At 60.3% G+C, this 18146-nt stretch carries 15 protein-coding genes; 5 read left to right on the top strand and 10 right to left on the bottom strand.

Going from position 1 to position 18146, the window contains the following annotated elements; translation table 11 throughout:
- Positions 1 to 16: 16 nt before the first annotated feature.
- Complete coding sequence (gene ispF / locus MTP42_RS04385; RefSeq protein ID WP_249258044.1) at positions 17 to 1183, bottom strand: 2-C-methyl-D-erythritol 2,4-cyclodiphosphate synthase; 1167 nt, start codon at positions 1181 to 1183, stop codon at positions 17 to 19.
- A 172-nt stretch (positions 1184 to 1355) separates the two neighbouring features.
- The gene (locus tag MTP42_RS04380) at positions 1356 to 3038 is read right to left on the bottom strand and encodes a phospho-sugar mutase (RefSeq protein WP_097772507.1); all 1683 of its coding nucleotides are present in this window, start codon (positions 3036 to 3038) and stop codon (positions 1356 to 1358) included.
- A gap of 322 nt (positions 3039 to 3360) precedes the next feature.
- Here MTP42_RS04380 and MTP42_RS04375 point away from each other — a divergent pair, with 322 nt between their 5' ends.
- The 3 genes from MTP42_RS04375 (at position 3361) to MTP42_RS04365 (ending at position 6880) form a co-directional block, all read left to right on the top strand.
- Complete coding sequence (locus tag MTP42_RS04375) at positions 3361 to 4902, top strand: YifB family Mg chelatase-like AAA ATPase (RefSeq protein WP_005933402.1); 1542 nt, start codon at positions 3361 to 3363, stop codon at positions 4900 to 4902.
- A 192-nt stretch (positions 4903 to 5094) separates the two neighbouring features.
- Complete coding sequence (locus MTP42_RS04370) at positions 5095 to 5547, top strand: MarR family winged helix-turn-helix transcriptional regulator (RefSeq protein WP_207697186.1); 453 nt, start codon at positions 5095 to 5097, stop codon at positions 5545 to 5547.
- Entirely contained in the window at positions 5537 to 6880 is a 1344-nt protein-coding gene (locus MTP42_RS04365; protein WP_249258043.1) for an MATE family efflux transporter, read from the top strand. Before MTP42_RS04370 ends, MTP42_RS04365 begins: the two co-directional genes overlap by 11 nt.
- 56 nt (positions 6881 to 6936) lie before the next feature.
- Here the strand turns inward: MTP42_RS04365 and MTP42_RS04360 are convergent, their stop codons facing one another.
- The 6 genes from MTP42_RS04360 to MTP42_RS04335 form a co-directional block, all read right to left on the bottom strand.
- Positions 6937 to 7869 (bottom strand): carbohydrate kinase family protein, encoded by a 933-nt coding sequence (locus MTP42_RS04360; RefSeq protein WP_156069040.1) that lies wholly within the window; start codon positions 7867 to 7869, stop codon positions 6937 to 6939.
- 88 nt (positions 7870 to 7957) lie between these two features.
- Entirely contained in the window at positions 7958 to 10003 is a 2046-nt protein-coding gene (locus MTP42_RS04355; RefSeq protein ID WP_249258042.1) for a ComEC/Rec2 family competence protein, read from the bottom strand.
- A 68-nt stretch (positions 10004 to 10071) separates the two neighbouring features.
- The gene (locus MTP42_RS04350) at positions 10072 to 10611 is read right to left on the bottom strand and encodes a phosphoribosyltransferase family protein (protein WP_117505307.1); all 540 of its coding nucleotides are present in this window, start codon (positions 10609 to 10611) and stop codon (positions 10072 to 10074) included.
- Between the two features lie 45 nt (positions 10612 to 10656).
- On the bottom strand, positions 10657 to 10989 hold the full coding sequence (locus MTP42_RS04345; RefSeq protein WP_005933383.1) for a histidine triad nucleotide-binding protein: 333 nt from the start codon (positions 10987 to 10989) through the stop codon (positions 10657 to 10659).
- Positions 10990 to 11007: 18 nt separating this feature from the next.
- Entirely contained in the window at positions 11008 to 13668 is a 2661-nt protein-coding gene (alaS, locus tag MTP42_RS04340) for an alanine--tRNA ligase (RefSeq protein WP_249258041.1), read from the bottom strand.
- Between the two features lie 420 nt (positions 13669 to 14088).
- The gene (locus MTP42_RS04335; protein WP_097772716.1) at positions 14089 to 14652 is read right to left on the bottom strand and encodes a hypothetical protein; all 564 of its coding nucleotides are present in this window, start codon (positions 14650 to 14652) and stop codon (positions 14089 to 14091) included.
- A gap of 266 nt (positions 14653 to 14918) precedes the next feature.
- Between MTP42_RS04335 and MTP42_RS04330 the strand changes: the two genes are divergently transcribed.
- Together MTP42_RS04330 and MTP42_RS04325 are read left to right on the top strand one after the other, a co-directional pair.
- A complete protein-coding gene (locus MTP42_RS04330; RefSeq protein WP_098922867.1) occupies positions 14919 to 15869 on the top strand; it encodes an RluA family pseudouridine synthase in 951 nt (316 codons plus the stop codon).
- Between the two features lie 36 nt (positions 15870 to 15905).
- Entirely contained in the window at positions 15906 to 16814 is a 909-nt protein-coding gene (locus tag MTP42_RS04325) for a restriction endonuclease (protein WP_097770998.1), read from the top strand.
- 59 nt (positions 16815 to 16873) lie between these two features.
- Here the strand turns inward: MTP42_RS04325 and MTP42_RS04320 are convergent, their stop codons facing one another.
- Together MTP42_RS04320 and MTP42_RS04315 are read right to left on the bottom strand one after the other, a co-directional pair.
- Entirely contained in the window at positions 16874 to 17893 is a 1020-nt protein-coding gene (locus MTP42_RS04320; protein ID WP_117533581.1) for an alpha-hydroxy-acid oxidizing protein, read from the bottom strand.
- Positions 17890 to 18063 (bottom strand): hypothetical protein, encoded by a 174-nt coding sequence (locus MTP42_RS04315; protein WP_249258040.1) that lies wholly within the window; start codon positions 18061 to 18063, stop codon positions 17890 to 17892. Before MTP42_RS04315 ends, MTP42_RS04320 begins: the two co-directional genes overlap by 4 nt.
- Between the last annotated feature and the right edge of the window lie 83 nt (positions 18064 to 18146).

Here is an 18146-nt window from a genome sequence, read left to right as displayed (position 1 = left end):
CAGAGTGTCTCTCCCGTTACAGCTTCTCGATCAGGGCGACAGCATGGGCGGCAATGCCCAGGCCCTCGCCGGTAAAGCCCAGATGCTCCTCGGTGGTGGCCTTGACGCTCACAGCATCCACCGGCATCCCGAAGGCGGCGGCCAGATTTTCCCGCATGGCGGGGATGTAGGGGGCCAGCTTGGGCTTCTGGCAGAGCAGGGTGGAATCGATGTTCACGATCTTCCAGCCCTTCTCCCGCATGATGCGTGCCACATGCTGCGCCAGCTGCAGGCTGTCGGCACCGGCGTAGGCGGGGTCGGTATCCGGGAAGTGCTTGCCGATGTCGCCCAGCGCGGCAGCACCCAGCACAGCGTCCATCACGGCGTGGGCCAGCACATCGGCATCCGAGTGGCCCAGCAGGCCCTTTTCAAAAGGCACCTCCACGCCGCCCAGGATCAGCTTGCGGTCCTCGACCAGACGGTGAACATCATAACCATGACCAATGCGCATATCATTTCCTTCTTTCTGTTCGGCGCGGGGCAGATCCTCCCGCGTTGTGATCTTCAGATTGGCGTAATCCCCCTGGGTCAGCTGCACCGGGCGGCCGGTCAGTTCAAACAGGCTGCAGTCATCGGTGACCAGGCGGGCCTTTTCCGCGTCCAGCTCGTCCAGCGCGGCCAGATACGCCGCGCGGTCGAAGCACTGGGGGGTCTGCACCGCATACAGGGTGCTGCGGTCAGGGGTATCAGCGACCATGCAATGCTCCGGCACGGTCTTGCCATCGCCCCGCACAGCCCGCTTGACGGTATCCTTTACCGGCACGGCGGGGGCGGCAGCACCGCAGGCAGCGGCTGCTTCCAGCGCCGCCGTGATGACAGCCTGACTGACAAAGGGACGGGCGGCATCATGGACAGCCACCAGCTCTCCGTGGGCGGCCAGCACGCCGTTCTTCGCGCTCTCGGCGCGGGTCGCGCCGCCCTGCACCACCTGCACCGGCTTTGTGCAGGCCGCGGCCTGCTGTTCCAGAAATTCCCGGTTCTTCCCGGCCACCAGAACGATCTCGCTGACCAGCGGACACTCCGCAAAGGCCCGGATGCTCCGCTGCACCACGGTCTCCCCGCCCAGATCAAAGCTGAGCTTGTCAAACCCCATGCGGGTGGAGGACCCTGCCGCCACCAGAACGGCTGATACTTTCTTTTCCAATTTCTGCACCTGCCCTGCTCTTATTCTCCCGGGAAATACCACCCGGGGCACAGATAGAATAAACCATATTTTATTATACCGTATCGCCCGGCAAACTGCAACCGATTTTATACAGCAAAAATGCCCCTCTGCGGCAGGGCAGAGGGGCAAAAACGCTTCTTTTTTCAGGAGATCACTTCAGGATGGGCTCGATGGCGGCAGCCAGAGCATCCTTCTGTGCCTGGGCTTCCTCCAGGGTCTTGCCCAGGGTGGTGAAGTAGGTCTTGATCTTGGGCTCGGTGCCGGAGGGACGCACCACAACGGTCGCGCCATTTTCCAGCGTGTAGATCAGGACATTGGCGGCGGGCAGGCCGGTCTCCTCGGGCTTCTTGTAGTCCATGACCTTGACGACCTTGTGGCCGCCGATCTCGGTCAGGGGCTCGTCACGCAGCTTCTGCATGATGGAAGCCATCTTCTCCATGCCGGTCAAGCCGGGGAACTCAAAGCTGTCCACCTTGTTCAGGTAGCGGCCGTACTGTGCGTAGATCTCTTCCAGACGCTGCTTGATGGAGGAACCGATGCTGCGGTAGTAAGCGGCCATCTCGCAGATCAGCATGGAGCCGATAACGGCATCCTTATCGCGGACATAAGGGCCTGCCAGGTAGCCGTAGCTCTCCTCAAAGCCAAAGATGAAGCGATCCACTTCACCGGCGGCTTCCAGATTGGCGATCTGATCGCCGATCCACTTGAAGCCGGTCAGAACGTTGCGCATCTCCACGCCGTAGTGCTTTGCCACAGCGTCGGCCAGCGGAGTGGAAACGATGGACTTGACCGCCACGGGGTTTGCGGGCATGGTGCCCTTTTCAATGCGTCCGGCGCAGATGTAATCCAGCAGCAGAACGCCCATTTCATTGCCGGAGACCAGCTCATAGCTGCCGTCCGGGCACTTCATGGCAATGCCCACGCGGTCTGCATCGGGATCGGTGGCCAGCATCAGGTCAGCACCGGTCTTGGTGGCCAGCTCCAAGCCCAGCTTCAGGGCCTCAAAGATCTCAGGGTTGGGGTAGGAGCAGGTGGTAAAGTAGCCGTTGGGGTACTCCTGCTCGGGTACGATGGTGATATCGGTGATGCCCATATCGTTCAGCACATGGGTCACGGGCACCAGACCGGAACCGTTCAGGGGGCTGTACACCAGCTTCAGGCCGGCAGTCCGGCACAGGCCGGGGCGCACCTGACGGGCCTCGATGGCATCGTACAGGGCCTTCTTGCAGTCATCGCCCACAAAGCGGATCAGGCCCTGCTCCACGCCAGCGGCAAAGGAGATGTACTTTGCGCCGGTCAGAACATCAGTCTTCTGGATCTCATCATAGACGATGGCGGCGGCATCATCGGTCATCTGGCAGCCATCCGGGCCGTAGGCCTTGTAGCCGTTGTACTTGGCGGGGTTGTGGGAAGCGGTAACCATGATACCGGCGTTGCACTCGTAGTAACGGGTGGCAAAGCTCAGGGCAGGCACGGGCATCAGGGCATCATAGATGCGCACCTTGATGCCGTTGGCGGCCAGAACACCGGCGGCGGTCTTGGCAAAGACATCGCTCTTCAGGCGGCTGTCGTAGCTGATGGCGACAGTCTGGCTGCCGCCCTGGGTCTTGACCCAGTTTGCCAGGCCCTGGGTGGCCTGACGGACGACATAGATGTTCATGCGGTTGGTACCGGCACCCAGCACACCGCGCAGACCGGCGGTGCCAAACTTCAGGGCCACGGCAAAGCGGTCCTTGATTTCCTCGTCATTGCCCTCGATCTTGCTCAGCTCCGGTTTCAGATCCGCGTCCTCCAGATCCGCAGCCAGCCAGCGCTTATACTCATCCAGATACATATTGCACACCTTACCTTTAATTCGTATTTCGCACAGGGATAGTTTTTCCAAACCTATTTATACTATAAACCCTTTCTTGGTACTGTGTCAATTCCATATTATGTAAGAATTTTTGCTCCGCAAATCATACAAATACAACAAAGATTTCAGCCTTTTCCATCATTTGGGGCTTTCGTGCTGTCCGCAGAGCCTGCGGCAGTGCCCGCGCATTGACAAGCCCCCTGCCCGACACTATAATTGGGACAATAGATTATTCTGCCGAGACCGGGCATTTTCCCGGTCATTTCCCCGTCGGGCCGCAGACGCGGCGTGAGGAGGCCCCATGTATTCCGTTCTGAAAAGCTATGGTCTGAATGGCCTGAACGGCTTTGCCGTGGCCGTGGAAGCCGATGTCTCCGGCGGCCTGCCCGCCTTTTCGCTGGTGGGCCTGCCGGATTCCGCCGTGCGGGAAAGCGGCGACCGTGTCCGCTCTGCCGTGAAGAATCTGGGCTACAAATGGCCCGACCGCCACATCACGGTCAACCTTGCCCCGGCAGACATCCGCAAGAGCGGCCCGGTGTATGACCTGCCCCTGCTGCTGGCGGTGCTGGCATCCTCCGGCCAGATGGAAGAGCCGCCCGCCGACGCGGCTTTTCTGGGGGAGCTGGCACTGGACGGCAGCCTGCGCCCGGTTTCGGGCGTGCTGCCCATGGCGCTGGCGGCGGCAGCAGACGGCATCCGCAGCCTGTATGTGCCCGCCGAAAACGCTGCTGAAGCCGCCGAGGCGGGCGGCGACGCGATGCAGGTCTACCCCGCCCGCACAGCCCGGGAGGTCGTGGATGCGCTGCGGGGTCTTGTACCCCTCTCCCCCGCCGCGCCCATCCCCTTTGACCCCGCTTCCGGCTGGAATGCCGCCCCGGATTTTGCGGATGTGATGGGCCAGCCGCTGGCCCGCCGGGCCATGGTGCTGGCAGCAGCCGGTGGGCACAACGTGCTGCTCATCGGCGCGCCCGGCACCGGCAAATCCATGCTGGCCAAGCGCCTGCCCGGCATCCTGCCGCCCCTGACCCGGGAGGAAGCCGTGGAGACCACCAAGATCTATTCCATTGCGGGCCAGCTGCCCAAGGGGCGGGGCCTGATCTCCGCCCGGCCCTTCCGCAGCCCGCACCACTCGGCCAGCGCGGCGGCGCTGGCGGGCGGCGGCACCACCTTCCGGCCCGGCGAGTGCAGCCTTGCCGACTGCGGCGTGCTGTTTCTGGACGAGCTGCCGGAGTTTTCCCGGGACAGTCTGGAAGTTCTACGCCAGCCGCTGGAGGACGGCCAGATCACCGTGAGCCGTGCGGCAGGCAGCGCCACCTACCCCAGCCGGTTCCAGCTGGTAGCCGCCATGAACCCCTGCAAGTGCGGCTACTACGGCCACCCCACCCGTCCCTGCACCTGTTCGCCCAGTGCGGTGCGGCAGTACCGCAGCCGGGTATCCGGCCCCCTGTTGGACCGCATTGACCTCTGTGTGGAGATGGACCCCGTTGCCTTTGACGAGCTCCACACCAGCACCCCCGCCGAGAGCAGCGCAGACCTGCGCAAGCAGGTGCTTGCTGCCCGGGCCGTGCAGGCCAAGCGCTATGCCGCCCCCGGATATGAGGGCGTGCGCTGCAATGCCCAGCTCACAGCCGGGCAGGTGCGGCGTGTCTGCCGGATGACCCCCGCCGCCGAGCGGCTCCTCCGCGCCTCCTACGACACACTGGGCCTTTCTGCCCGCGCCCATGACCGCATCCTCCGGGTGGCCCGCACCGTTGCTGATCTCGCAGGCAAACAGCTGCTGGATGAAGAGGCCCTGCTGGAAGCATTGCAGTACCGCGCGCAGGAAAAGGTGGAGACGTTCTGACCCGCCATTTTACCGCAGCGTCAACGTTTCTCATCCTCACATTTCACGATCTGATCTCTGTTTCAAAGAGTGCACTGTCCGCTTTCTGCGGGCGGTGCATTTTTGTTTGCAAAAAATGCTTGACAAATCCCGGCAGTTCCGTATAATTATCTACGGTAATTATCTTTGGTCACTATTTGAGGAGAAACCAATATGAACATCGCGCTGATCAAACGGATGATAGATGCCTGCTATCAGGCCAAGCGGGTGCGGGATCTGCTGCCTGCCCTGCCGGACGGGGTTCTGCCCTCCTTCATCCAATATCTGGATGCGATTCAGACACTGGAACAGCAGGGCATACAGGTCAAGGTCTCTGACCTGAGCGATGCGCTCAGCCTGCCCCGCCCCGGCGTGACCCGGACCGTAAAGGACATGGAAGCTCGTGGTCTTTTGACCAAGCATACCTCCCCTGAGGACGGCCGGGTGACCTACCTGACCATCACAGAGGCCGGGCGGGCGCTTTCCCGCAAATACGATGCGGAATATTTCAGCTCTCTTGTTCCGGCGCTGGAGGTCATCCCGGAAGAGGATGCGGAGACCATGATCCGCACCATCGAGATTTTTTATCAGATCATGGTCGAAAGGAGAGATTCCCTTGAAAAATGATAAGACCGATTTCACGCAGGGCAGCATCCTGAAAAAGCTGGCTCTGTTCATGCTGCCCATTCTGGGCGCACTGGTGCTGCAGGCCGCTTACGGCGCGGTAGACCTGCTGGTGGTGGGCCGCTTCGGCTCCACCTCGGGCCTGTCTGCCGTTTCCACCGGCAGCCAGGTGCTCAACCTTGTCACCTTTGTGGTCACCCAGCTGGCCATGGGTGTCACAGTGCTGATCGCACGGTATCTCGGCGAAAAGAAACACGAATTCATCAGCCCGGTCATCGGCGGCGCGGCGGTTGTATTCGCCCTTCTGGCCGCTGTGCTGTTCGGGGTTCTGGTGTTTCTGGCACGGCCCATTTCCAGCCTGATGCAGGCCCCGGCCGAGGCCCTTGACCTGACCACCAGCTATGTGCGCATCTGCGGTGCAGGCATCTTCTTCATCGTAGCCTACAATATGCTCTCGGCCCTCTTCCGCGGCATGGGCGACAGCCGATCTCCCCTGATCTTTGTGCTGGTGGCCTGCGTGGTCAACATCATCGGCGACCTGGTCCTGGTGGCCGGGTTCCATCTGGATGCTGTCGGTGCCGCCATTGCCACCGTGGCCGCACAGGCTGTCAGCGTGGTCTGCGCTGTTGTCATGCTGCTGAAAAAAGCTCTGCCCTTTTCCATCAAAAAGGCGGACTTCAGGCTGAACTTCCAGTGCAAAAAGTTTCTGGCCATCGGCCTGCCGCTGGCGCTGCAGGAGTTTTTGACCCAGCTCTCTTTTCTGGCCCTCTGTGCCTTTGTCAACCGCCTGGGTCTGGAGGCTTCCTCCGGCTACGGCGTGGCCTGCAAGATCGTCAATTTCGCCATGCTGATCCCCAGCGCCCTGATGCAGTCCATGGCTTCCTTCATCTCCCAGAACATCGGCGCAGGCAAGCATCAGCGCGCCCGGCAGACCCTGCGCACCGGCATCGGCATCGGTCTGTTCTTTGGCCTGTTCGTCTTTGCGCTGGTCTTGTGCAAGGGCGACCTGCTCTGCAGCTTCTTCACCACGGATGCACCTGTGATCGCCAACGGCTATGCCTACCTCAAGGGCTTTGCGCTGGAGACCATCCTCACCGCGATCCTGTTCAGCATGATCGGCTATTTCAACGGCAGCGGCAAGACCGTTTTCGTCATGGCGCAGGGCCTGTTCCAGACCCTGCTCGTCCGCCTGCCCATGGCCTACATTATGAGCATCCAGCCCAACGCCAGCCTGACCATGATCGGTCTGGCCGCACCCACCTCCACAGCGGTGGGTGTGCTGCTGAATGTCTGCTTCTTCCTGTACCTGGACCGGAAGGCGAAAAAGCAGGGCTGAGAGGATATACAAAAGGGACGGCGTGGAGCACACGCCGTCCCTTTTTACTTGTTCTCTCAATCCACCACCGGGATATCCAGCCCGAACTCAAGGGGGCGGAAGCGGGGGCAGACATTTTCTGTGATACAGATGACCGAGGCGGCCAGGCGGCTGCCGATCTCGCAGGATTCCGCCAGAGTCTTGCCGTAGGTCAAGCCGATGACGGTTCCGGCAAAGAAGGCATCCCCCGCACCGGTGGTGTCGATGACATCCACCTTTTTGGCGGGCACGATGCCGCACTCGCCGTTGGCGCGGGCAAACACAGCCCCCTTGCCGCCCATGGTCACCACCATGCAGGGGATGTTGGCGCTGTGCACATTGCCCGCCAGCACCCTGCACATCTCCTCAGGCTCGAGATGGTCGTAATCGTCCGAGAAGAGCAGCCCTGCCTCCTGCTGGTTGCAGACAAAGCAATCGATCTGCTGCAAAAAGTCCCGGCGCTCCATAGCGATGCTCATGTTGGAAACGGCCGCATACACTTTTTTGCCGTACTTTTTGGCGTATTTCAAGGTCTGCTTGACCGTCTCCTTTTCAAGGTCCAGCTCCAGCGCGATGCTGTCGCAGTCGGCAAAGATCTCATCCCCCTGCTCAGCCAGCAGGCCGATGAGCGGTGTGGTATCCGGCCGCTTGGAGATGGCGGCAGTCACATCACCCCTGTTGTCAAAGATGGCCAGCCAGGTGCCCATGCCGTCCGGTACCTTTTTGATGAACCGGGTGTTGACCTTGTGGTTCTCCAGCTTGTCAATGACATCCTGACCCATGCCGCTGTCATCGACAAGGCTCACGAAGGTGGGCCGGAGCTCCACGTTGGCGATATCCTCTGCCACGTTGCGGCTCACGCCGCCGTGGACCTGCTCCATTCTGCCCGCGTTGCGCCCGCCGGGGATATAGGTGGAAAGCGGATATCCCTTGATGTCCACAAACACTGCGCCGATGACTACGATACCCATAAATTTCTTGATTCCTTTCCGGATTTTACTTTGATATCTCCTATTATATAACAGCTCCTGACAAAAAGCCAATTTTTTCTCTCAAAGCCTACTCTGCCCTTGAAAAACTGTGGCAGAGCTGCTCCGAAGAAAGAGCCTCCGGCATCCACCGATAATCGCTGCTCAGGCTCAGGATCGCATCATACTTCACGCAGTCCGGCCGGGCAGGCGAGGCCAGCAGGTAATCCGCCTGCACAGGGGCCGCAAGCGCAGCACTGCCGCTCAGGGTAACAAAGGTCTGCCCGGCGGCGTGGATGCGGGCCACACAGCCGTTCCGGGTGCGGAGCACCTCCACCTCTGCCGGGCCGCAGCGGACACGGCGGGTGGCATAGAGCGCCATCCGGTCAACGGCAATGCGCTGTTCCGCCCCCATCCGCTGGGCGCTCCGGGGCCTGAGCCGCAGGTCGATCAGGCACTCCACGGTCCGGATGTTCCGGCGCTCCAGCGTGGTCTCCACGGCGCACCGGGTCACGTCGCCGCCGCGGAAGAGGATGACGGCGCTCTCGTTCCGGCTGATGACCACCGCCGGGGCATTCCGGCTGCCCACCAGCTCCACCCGGACAACATTCCGGTTCAGGGCATTGCCGGTGAAAACAGCAAGCCCCGCCGTCAGCAGAAGGGCAGGCAGGGCCACCCGCAGGCGCACCCTGTTATGGAACGCCAGCCAGCAGAGCCCGGCCAGCAGCAGGCAGACCAAAGCGGCATAGGCGGTGTCGAACCAGATCTGTGCCCCGGGCCAGCCGGACACCCAGAGCGCCCAGCGGTCCAGCACCTCTGCCAGTAATTCCGCGCAGCACGAGCACACCCGCTGGGCCGGGGCCAATGCAGGCACAAGTCCCAGCAGGGCCGCCCCCAGACCGGTGAGCAGGATGGGTTCCACCAGCCAGAGCACTGCCGCACCGGACACCAGCGCGTACAGGCTGGTGCTCATCCCCCGCAGCACCAGCACCGGGAAGGTAGCCATGGAGGCGCAAGCCGAAATGCAGACCGTTTCCCACAGACTTCCCGCAAGCCCAAGCGCTTTCCGCTTCCAGAACCGGAGGCGGTGGTGCTTTTTCTTTGCCCGTTGTTTTTCCCAGGCTTCCTGACTGCGTCGCACCACGGCCCCACCGGCCAGGGTGCCCACCACCGCCGCAAAGGAGAGCTGAAAGCCCACGTCACAGACGGCGTAGCTGTTGCCCGCCGTCATCAGAACACCAGCCACGCCCAGCGAGGTCAGGGCATCCGGCGGGCCGTAGACCCAGACCCCCAGCGCACTGAGCCAGACGGCCCCCGCCGCGCGCAGAACAGAGGGCGTGAAACCCGTCACTCCCACCAGCAGCAATGCCAGCACCGCACTGAACAGTGCCCTGACCCGGCGGCCGGTATAGCCGCGCAGGCGCTTTTTGCGGCTGGGCAGCAGCCTGCCCAGCACATCGCCGCACAGGATCGAAACATGCATTCCGCTGACCACCAGCACATGGGAAAGCCCCGCGCCCCGGTAGGCTGTGCGCAGTTCCTTGGAGAGATGGGTGCGGTCGCCTGTAACCATGGCGGCCAGCACGCCCGCCGGGCCGGATGCCATCCCCTGCCGCAGGGCGGCGCTCAGCCGCTTCTGGAGCCGGGCCGTCCGGGCGCGGAAGGAGGTGCTCTGCCCCAGCAGCGCAAAGCCTTTCTCATAAGCAGCGTTCAGGGCAATGCCATCGGCCAGGGCATTCAGGCGGGCGGTGTCATCGGGTGTTTCCAGCGCAAAGCGGCCCTTGACCCGGTCGCCGGGGCTGCAGGTGGGCAGGCTGGCGCACTCCACCCGGAGGGAGGCCGCCTCCCGGTCCACCATTTTCACCTGCAGGACCGCCCGCACCCTGCCGGGGGAATAGGAAGAGGTTGTGCTCTCCACCTCTGCCTCCAGCAGGACACTGCGGCCATCGTAGGCGGTCTGGATCGCATCCCATTTTGCCTGCGTGGAGCCGGTCAGCACAAGGCCCAGCACTGCCCCCAGGATCAGGCAGATGCCATAGCCCCAGGCCGGGCTCTTGCGCAAACGGCCCGCCAGCGCCCACAGCAGACCGGCAATAAAAAATGCCGCAAACGGCACAAAATGTCCCGTTTGCGGCAAAAAGGCGCACACCAACTCCAGCCCCAGCGTTCCTGCGCAGAAAACACAGAGCGGGCGGCGCATCTTACTTAGTGGAAGAACAGGGGCAGCGGCTCAAGGAAAATGATATCCTTGCGCTCGGCTGCATCGCCCTCGGCCAGAACAGCGGCCTGGCCCACGATGGTGCACTGGGTCTGCTCTGCCAGTGCGTCCAGCGCCTTCAGGGAGCCGCCGGTGGAGATGACATCATCCACCACAAGCACACGCTTGCCGCTCATCTTGTCCAGCTCCTTGCGGTCGATGACCAGCTTCTGCTTGCCTGCGGTGGTGATGGACTGATCCTCCACCACGACAGGGTCGGCCATATAGAGCTTTTCGCCCTTGCGTGCGCAGATGTAGGGCTTGCCGCTCTGGCGGCTCATCTCGTGTGCCAGAGGGATTCCCTTGGCCTCAGCGGTCAGCAGGATATCAAACTCGGGGCACTTTTTCAGCAGCTCGGTGGCAGCAGCCACGGTCAGCTCTGCATCGCCCAGCATGATGAAGGCCGCAATGTCCATGTGGTCGTTCACCTTGCAGATGGTTAGTTCACGGGTCAGGCCCGCGACATTCAGGGTATAGGTCTTTGCCATAACAATTCCCTTCCTTTTGTTCGATCCGTTATTTTTATGCGCGGCTCAGACAGGCAGCTTCTCGCCGCCCAGCACATGGAAATGCAGGTGCTTCACGGTCTGGCCGGCATCCTCGCCGACATTGGAGATCACGCGGTAGCCGTTGTCCAGGCCAACCTCTTTGGCCAGCTTGGCGATCACGGCAAAGATATGGCCCAGCAGGGCACCGTCCTCCTCCGTCAGGGCAGCGGCACTCTGGATGTGCTTTTTGGGCACAACAAGAAAGTGCACCTTGGCCTGCGGGTTGATATCGTAAAACGCCACGACCTGATCGTCCTCATACAGCTTGTTAGAGGGGATCTTGCCCTCGGCGATCATGCAAAACAGACAATCTTCCATGGGAATTGCTCCTTTCACTCAGCCCAGCTGCTTCTCAACAATGCCCTTGACAGCGGCCAGAGCCTCGTCGATCTTGGTCTCGTCCTTCAGGCCGGCCATTGCAAAGTCGGGCTTGCCGCCGCCCTTGCCGCCTGCGATGGCGCTGATCTCCTTGACCAGCACGCCAGCCTTGAGGCCCTTTTCCTGTGCCAGCTTGTTCACGGTGACAGCCATGGTGACCTTATCCTCAGCCTTGCCCACCAGAACCGCCACGCAGGGGTTCACCGCCTTATCGCGGATGGAGTCGCACATGCCGCGCAGGGTTTCGCCGGTGGTGCCGGTGAAGTAAGCAGAAGCGATCTTCACGCCGCCGACTTCCTCGGCATTGTCGAACAGGCTGCTCACCTTGGAGGCGGCGACCTTGGCCTTGATCTCCTCCAGCTCCTTGCTCATGGCCTTGTTCTCGGCCATGACGGCCTCGGCACGGATGGGCAGAGAGGTGATGTTGTTGGCCTTCAGGGTGTTGGCCACGGTGTGCAGCATTGCCTCCTGCAGATTTGCACGGACGAGCAGGTTGCGGCCGGTGACAGCCTCGATGCGGCGGATACCGGCGGCAACAGAGGATTCGCTAACGATCTTGAAGCCGCCAATCTGGGCGGTGTTCTTGACGTGGGTGCCGCCGCAGAACTCGGTGGACCAGCCCTCGATGTTCACAACGCGGACGACCTTGCCGTACTTCTCGCCGAACAGGGCCATTGCGCCCAGCTTCTTGGCCTCCTCGATGGGCATCTCCTTGACGGTGACGTTCATCGACTCGTAGATCTTATCGTTGACGATCTTCTGCACCCGGGCCAGCTCCTCAGGCGTGACGGCGCTGAAGTGGGTGAAGTCGAAGTGGGTGATCTCCGCATCCTGATAGGAGCCTGCCTGATGGACATGGTCGCCCAGGACCTCACGCAGGGCAGCCTGCAGCAGATGGGTCGCGGTGTGGTTGCGGCAGACGGACATCCGGTATTCCTTGTCCACCTGAGCGTTCAGGTGGTCGCCCACCTTGACGATGCCGCTCTCCAGCACGCAGGTGTGGACGTAGTAGCCCTTGGGGGTCTTTTTCACGTCCAGCACACGCAGGCTGCACTCGGGGCCGGTCAGCAGGCCGTTGTCCGCCACCTGACCACCCATCTCAGCGTAGAACGGGGTCTTGTCCAGAACCACCAGCACGCCGTCCTTTGCCTCCTCATCGGTGGCAATGGCATCGGTCAGGGTCTCCTCGTCGCTCAGGGCAACCACAACGCCGGTGTCGTTCAGGGTCTCATAGCCGGTAAAGACAGTGGGCTCAACGGTCAGGCCGCCGAACAGGTCCTCGCTCCAGCCGGAGATGTTCTTCTTCAGGCGCTCGGCACGGGCGCGCTCCTTCTGCTTCTTCATCTCAGCATGGAAGCCGTCCTCGTCGATCTCAATGCCCTGCTCGGCAGCGATCTCCTTGGTCAGATCGAGGGGGAAGCCGAAGGTATCGTTCAGCTTGAACACGTCCAGACCCTTGAGCAGGTGCTGGTGTGCCTTTTCCAGGCCGTCGATCATGTTGTTCAGGATGTTCATACCGGCATCGATGGTGCGGGCAAAGTTTGCCTCCTCGGTGCCGATGACCTTCTTGATATAGGCATCGTGCTCACGCAGCTCGGGGTAAGCGCTCTCGCTGGACTGGATGACCGTCTCCACCAGCTCCACCAGGAAGGGGCGGGAGATGCCCAGCATCCGGCCATGGCGGGCAGCGCGGCGGAGCAGACGGCGCAGAACGTAGCCGCGGCCCTCGTTGGAAGGCAGGATGCCGTCAGACACCATGAAGGTGCAGCTGCGGATGTGGTCAGTGATGACACGGATGGAGATGTCATCCTTGGCGTTCTCACCGTAGGTCTTACCGGCAATGTGCTCCACATGGTGCAGCACGCTCTGAACGGTATCCACCTCAAACAGGTTGCCCACGCCCTGCATCACGCAGGCCAGACGCTCCAGGCCCATGCCGGTATCGATGTTGGGACGTGCCAGACGCTCGTAGTGGCCCTTGCCGTCGGCATCAAACTGGCTGAACACCAGGTTCCAGATCTCCATATAGCGGTCGCAGTCACAGCCCACGCCGCAGGTCGGCTTGCCGCAGCCGTACTCGGGGCCGCGGTCAAAGTAGATCTCAGAGCAGGGGCCGCAGGGGCCGGAGCCGTGCTCCCAGAAGTTGTCCTCCTTGCCCAGACGCACCATGTGGTCCGGAGCAATGCCCACCTTCTTGGTCCAGATATCGTAGGCCTCGTCGTCCTCTTCGTAGACGGAGATGTGCAGCTTATCCTTGGGGATAGCCATCCACTCGTCGCTGGTCAGGAACTCCCATGCCCAGGGAATGACCTCCTCCTTGAAGTAGTCCTGGAAGGAGAAGTTGCCCAGCATCTCAAAGAAGGTGCCGTGGCGGGCGGTGATGCCCACGCGCTCGATATCCGGGGTGCGGATGCACTTCTGGCAGGTGGTCACACGGTGGCGGGGAGGCTCTTCCTGCGCCAGGAACCACTTTTTCATGGGGGCCATGCCGCTGTTGATCAGCAGCAGGCTGGGGTCGTTCTTCGGCACCAGCGGGAAGCTGTCCAGACGCAGGTGGCCCTTGCTCTCAAAAAAGCTCAGGTACTTTTCACGCAGTTCATTCAAACCGGTCCATTGCATAGGTTTTCTCTCCTCAATTGTCCTTGGCGTTTGCACGTCAGTTTTTATGATGTTATGGCAGAGGGGCGGGCAGGCGCAAAAACAAAAACAGCCCCATCCCAAAAGGGACGAGGCTGTGTAAAACTGCTCCGTGGTACCACCCAAATTGCAAAGGATAAAACTGCTTGTCCCCTGCCGCTTTCGGCGCGGTAACGCTGCGCTGCGTCCGACTTGTTTCGCCGGAAGCTCCGGGGTGGCACGAAACGAGACCTGCCGGAGCGCCTTGCAGCTGGGAGCGCTCTCTCTGGGCGGCGGTGTGCATTTCTGACCCCATCAATGCCATCTGTCATAATTCACATCCCGCAAAAAGGCACAGTGCCCCTTGCGTACACTTAAATTATAGCATCCCGGAAGCGTTTGTCAACGGGTTTTCCACAAATTTTACGGCACCCAGATGCGGTCTACATGGGTCATCTCGCCGTTTTGGATGGTCACGGTCGTGTTTCCCGCATTCCACCCATAAACATCTTCTTCGCTGCTCATTGCATCGCAAACCGCCCGGTCTCCCTTGACCATCACTGGGTCGGCTCCAAAGTCTGCTGCGCCGTCCGATAGTTCGATATCGTCTGCCATAACAAGCTGCTTCACCACACCAACTTCATAATAAGCGGGAAAATCATCCCATGTCAGAGTCCGGTAATGGTCCTCCTCTTTGCATAAGTCGATGCCGCCTTCTTCTATTCCGCCGTTGATGGTCACATAGTTGTTTTCCCGCTCGATGCTCTCCACGGTCAGGGCTGTAGTTTCCTCTGTCCCGTTTAGATGTGTTACAATGGTATCGCCTTCGCTCAATGCTTCTATCTCTGGGGCTGTGTACCGGTCATAGTCGTATACGACCGCGTCGTTGATGGTATTCTTGCGTTCACCGACCCATACTTTATCGCTTTCAAAGCTGATGTGATAGGTGCCATCCGAAAGGGGGTCGCTCAGTAAAACGCCTTGCATGGGCTGTACTTCCGTTTTTTGCGCCTCCTGCGCCTCCGAAGAGGTCGTGCTTGGCGTGGAAGCCGCTGTGCTTCCCGCCGTGGAACTGGAGGCCCCACAGCCCGCCATGGTGATCCCAAGCGCCAAAAGCACCGTAAATGTTCCTATTTTATGGTTCCATCTCATACGAAAACCTTCTTTCTCTTGCTTGACGGAACGTTTCCGTTCCGCTACAATAAAAACGATTCAAAGACACATTCTATTTCAAGATAGAGAGGAAAATTTCCGTGAAAATCTTAAAAGTAAAATGTCTGGCCCCCACCCGGCTCGACAACTACCTGATGCAGCAGTTCCCGGCACTGAACCCGGGCCGCCTGAACAAGGCTCTGCGGGAGAACAAGATCAAGCTGAACGGCAAAAAGCAGCCCCTTTCCACCCGCGTGATGGCGGGCGACGAGATCAAGCTGTTCATTCTGGACGAGGTGCTGGATGCCGACAAGCGGGTAGAAGGCCCGGCGTGGAAGAACGCCCGCGGCCCGGCACAGGTCATCTACGACTGCCCGCAGATCCTTGTGGTGAACAAGCCTGCAGGCCTTGCCGTGGATGGCCCCGAGGACGACACCCTGCTCAACCGTGCTCTGCTCTACCTCAACCAGCAGGGCGAGTACAAGGAGAACGATCTGTACACTCCGGCCCTCTGCCACCGGCTGGACACCGGCACCAGCGGCTTGGTCATCATCGCCAAGACCCCCGAGGCCGAGCAGTTGTTCCTTGAGGTCATCAAGAACCGCGAGGTCAAAAAGACCTACCTCTGCGTCACCTTTGGCCGCCCCACCCCGCCGGACGGCACCCTGGGCGGCTACCTGCTCAAGGATGCAGACCGGGGCATCGTGAAGATCGTGCCCGACAAGCAGCCCGGTGCCAAGGACGTGGAGACCCAATATGAGACCGTTGCCGTCTCCGGCCGTCTGGCCCTGCTCAAGGTCCGGCTCATCACCGGCCGCACCCACCAGATCCGTGCCCACATGGCAAGCATCGGCTGCCCCATCCTGGGCGACAGCAAATACGGCAACAACACCGCCAACCGGGAGCTTAAGCTCAAGTATCAGGCCCTCTGCGCCTGGGAGCTGGTCCTCCCCCGCTTCACCTCCCCCGACTTCGCCGACCTCTCCGGCAAGACCTTCCGCGCACCGAAGCCCTGGTATTACCAGCAGGTATTGGATGGAACGTTGAAGTAAACTTTGCTTTATCAATGTTGATTGCGAGGATGTTTTATGGCTCTTCCAAAGTATAACGAGTTTTATCGGCTTGTGTTGACCGTTTTACAGGATGGTCAGTCGCATTCCATGAAGGAGGTTCGAGATTCTATCGCTCAGACGCTCCAGCTGACCGAAGAGGATCTTTCCGAAACGCTTTCCAATGGTTCTTCAGTCTATGCCGGGCGGGTCGGCTGGGCAAAGACCTATCTCAAGAAAGCTGAAATGATCGACTCCCCTCAGCGGGGTTATATTGCCATTACACCGGCTGGCCGCTCGCTCCTTGCCAGCACAGAACCAATTACCAATGCAGTTCTTGCTCAGAAGTGCCCCGCGTTTCTCGATTTCTACCGGCCGCAGAATACAGACAGCACCGCTTCTGCACAACCGCAGGCCAGTGTCCCGGATGACGCGCCCGAAACACCGCAGGAGACCTTCGAGCGGGTGTATACTCTTATCAACAATCAACTGGCGGACGATCTGCTGACGGATATTCTGAATCAAAGCGCTGCTTTCTTTGAGCATCTTGTGGTTGATTTGATGAAGGCTATGGACTACGGCGATGGATTTGTTACCAAATACAGTGGTGACGATGGCATCGACGGCATCGTCCACGAGGATAAGCTGGGATTCAACCTCATTTACATTCAGGCCAAGCGCTGGAAACCCGACACCACGATTGGAAAACCGGAACTCCAAAAGTTTGCAGGTGCCATGATGGGGCCGCCCAGGGTCGATAAAGGACTTTTTATCACCACTGCCAAGTTTTCGCCCAAAGCGAAGGAGTATGCCAATGCACAGCACATCATTCTGGTGGACGGTGAAAAATTGACCAACCTGATGATTGAGCACGGCGTGGGTGTTTCCACTCAAAAGACTTACCTCATTAAGCGCATCGACAGCGATTATTTCTCGGAAAACGACTGACCAAAAAGCGGCACCTCTCCGTGCAAACGGAAAGATGCCGCTTTTCTTATGCTAGTTCATCAGATCCTCACCATATCCCGGGTGATCTCGGCCAGAGAGTGTGCGCCGCACATCTGCATGGTATCAGCCAGCTCGGCGGCGATTTTGTCGATGTAGCACTTCACGCCTTCCTCGCCGCCGCCATAGACTGCGGTGACAAAGGGACGGCAGATGAGCACAGCGTCAGCACCCAGAGCCAACGCCTTGAACACATCCACGCCGGAGCGGATGCCGCCATCCACCAGAATCTTCACGCCGCTGCCCTTGAGGGCCTCTGCGATCTCCGGCAGGACTTCGGCGGTGGCGGGGCACTGATCCAGCACACGGCCGCCGTGGTTGGAGACCACGATGGCAGCAGCACCGGCTTCCTTGGCCTTGAGGGCACCCTTGACGGTCATCACACCCTTGACGATGAAGGGGCGCTCGGCCAGCTTGACGATCTCGGCCAGCTCGGCAACGCTCTTGCTGCCGGCGGGCGGGGTCATATTCTTCAGGAAGGGCAGACCGGCGGCATCCACGTCCATGGCCACGGCAAAGCAGCCGCTGGCCTTGGCCTGCTCCATCTTGGCCTTGACCGTGTCAATGTTCCAGGGCTTGATGGTAGGCACGCCGCAGCCGCCTGCCGCGCCAATGGCCTTGGTGGCCATGGTCATCACGTCGGGGTTGGTGCCGTCACCCGTAAAGGCGGCAATGCCGTTTTCGGCACAGGCGCGCACCAGCACGTCATTGTAGGTCATATCGGTGTAGGTGTCGGAATAGTGGAGGTTCACCGCACCCACAGGGCCTGCAAAGAAGGGATACTTGAAGGTTTTGCCAAACAGCTCCACACCGGTGTCGGGGGTGCCGTTCTCGCACAGGGTGTCCATGTTCACCCGAATCTCCGCCCACTTATTATAATTGCGGATGGCCGTATCGCCCACGCCCTTGGCACCGGGGCCGGGGATCTGGTTTTTGCAGGCCACACCGTTGCACACGGGGCAGGCCTTGCAGTACTGCCCGATGCACTGGCGGGCATTGTTCAAAACATCAGCGTAATTCATATCGCATCCTCCTGTTCAGGCTCTCTTTTTCGGGCGGAACCTGCAAATTCCAACCGCTCTCTGCCCACATCATAGTCCGTTTTTATAGGTTCGTCAAGGGGATCATCGGGTTCTGCTTTTTCCAACGAAAAAATGTATGGCGCAGAACCGTTGATTTTTAGATTTTTCAAATTTTTTCAAAAAAATCCTTGACAAAAGTCATCCTTTCAGGTATTATAGTGGAGCGCTGAGGGCCACGGCCCGAAACGCTGAA

The organism is Faecalibacterium sp. I2-3-92, from assembly GCF_023347315.1.
Taxonomy (GTDB): Bacteria; Bacillota; Clostridia; order Oscillospirales; family Ruminococcaceae; genus Faecalibacterium; species Faecalibacterium duncaniae.
Note: the sequence above shows the minus strand (reverse complement) of the source record. Positions and strands in the feature narration are given on the sequence as shown.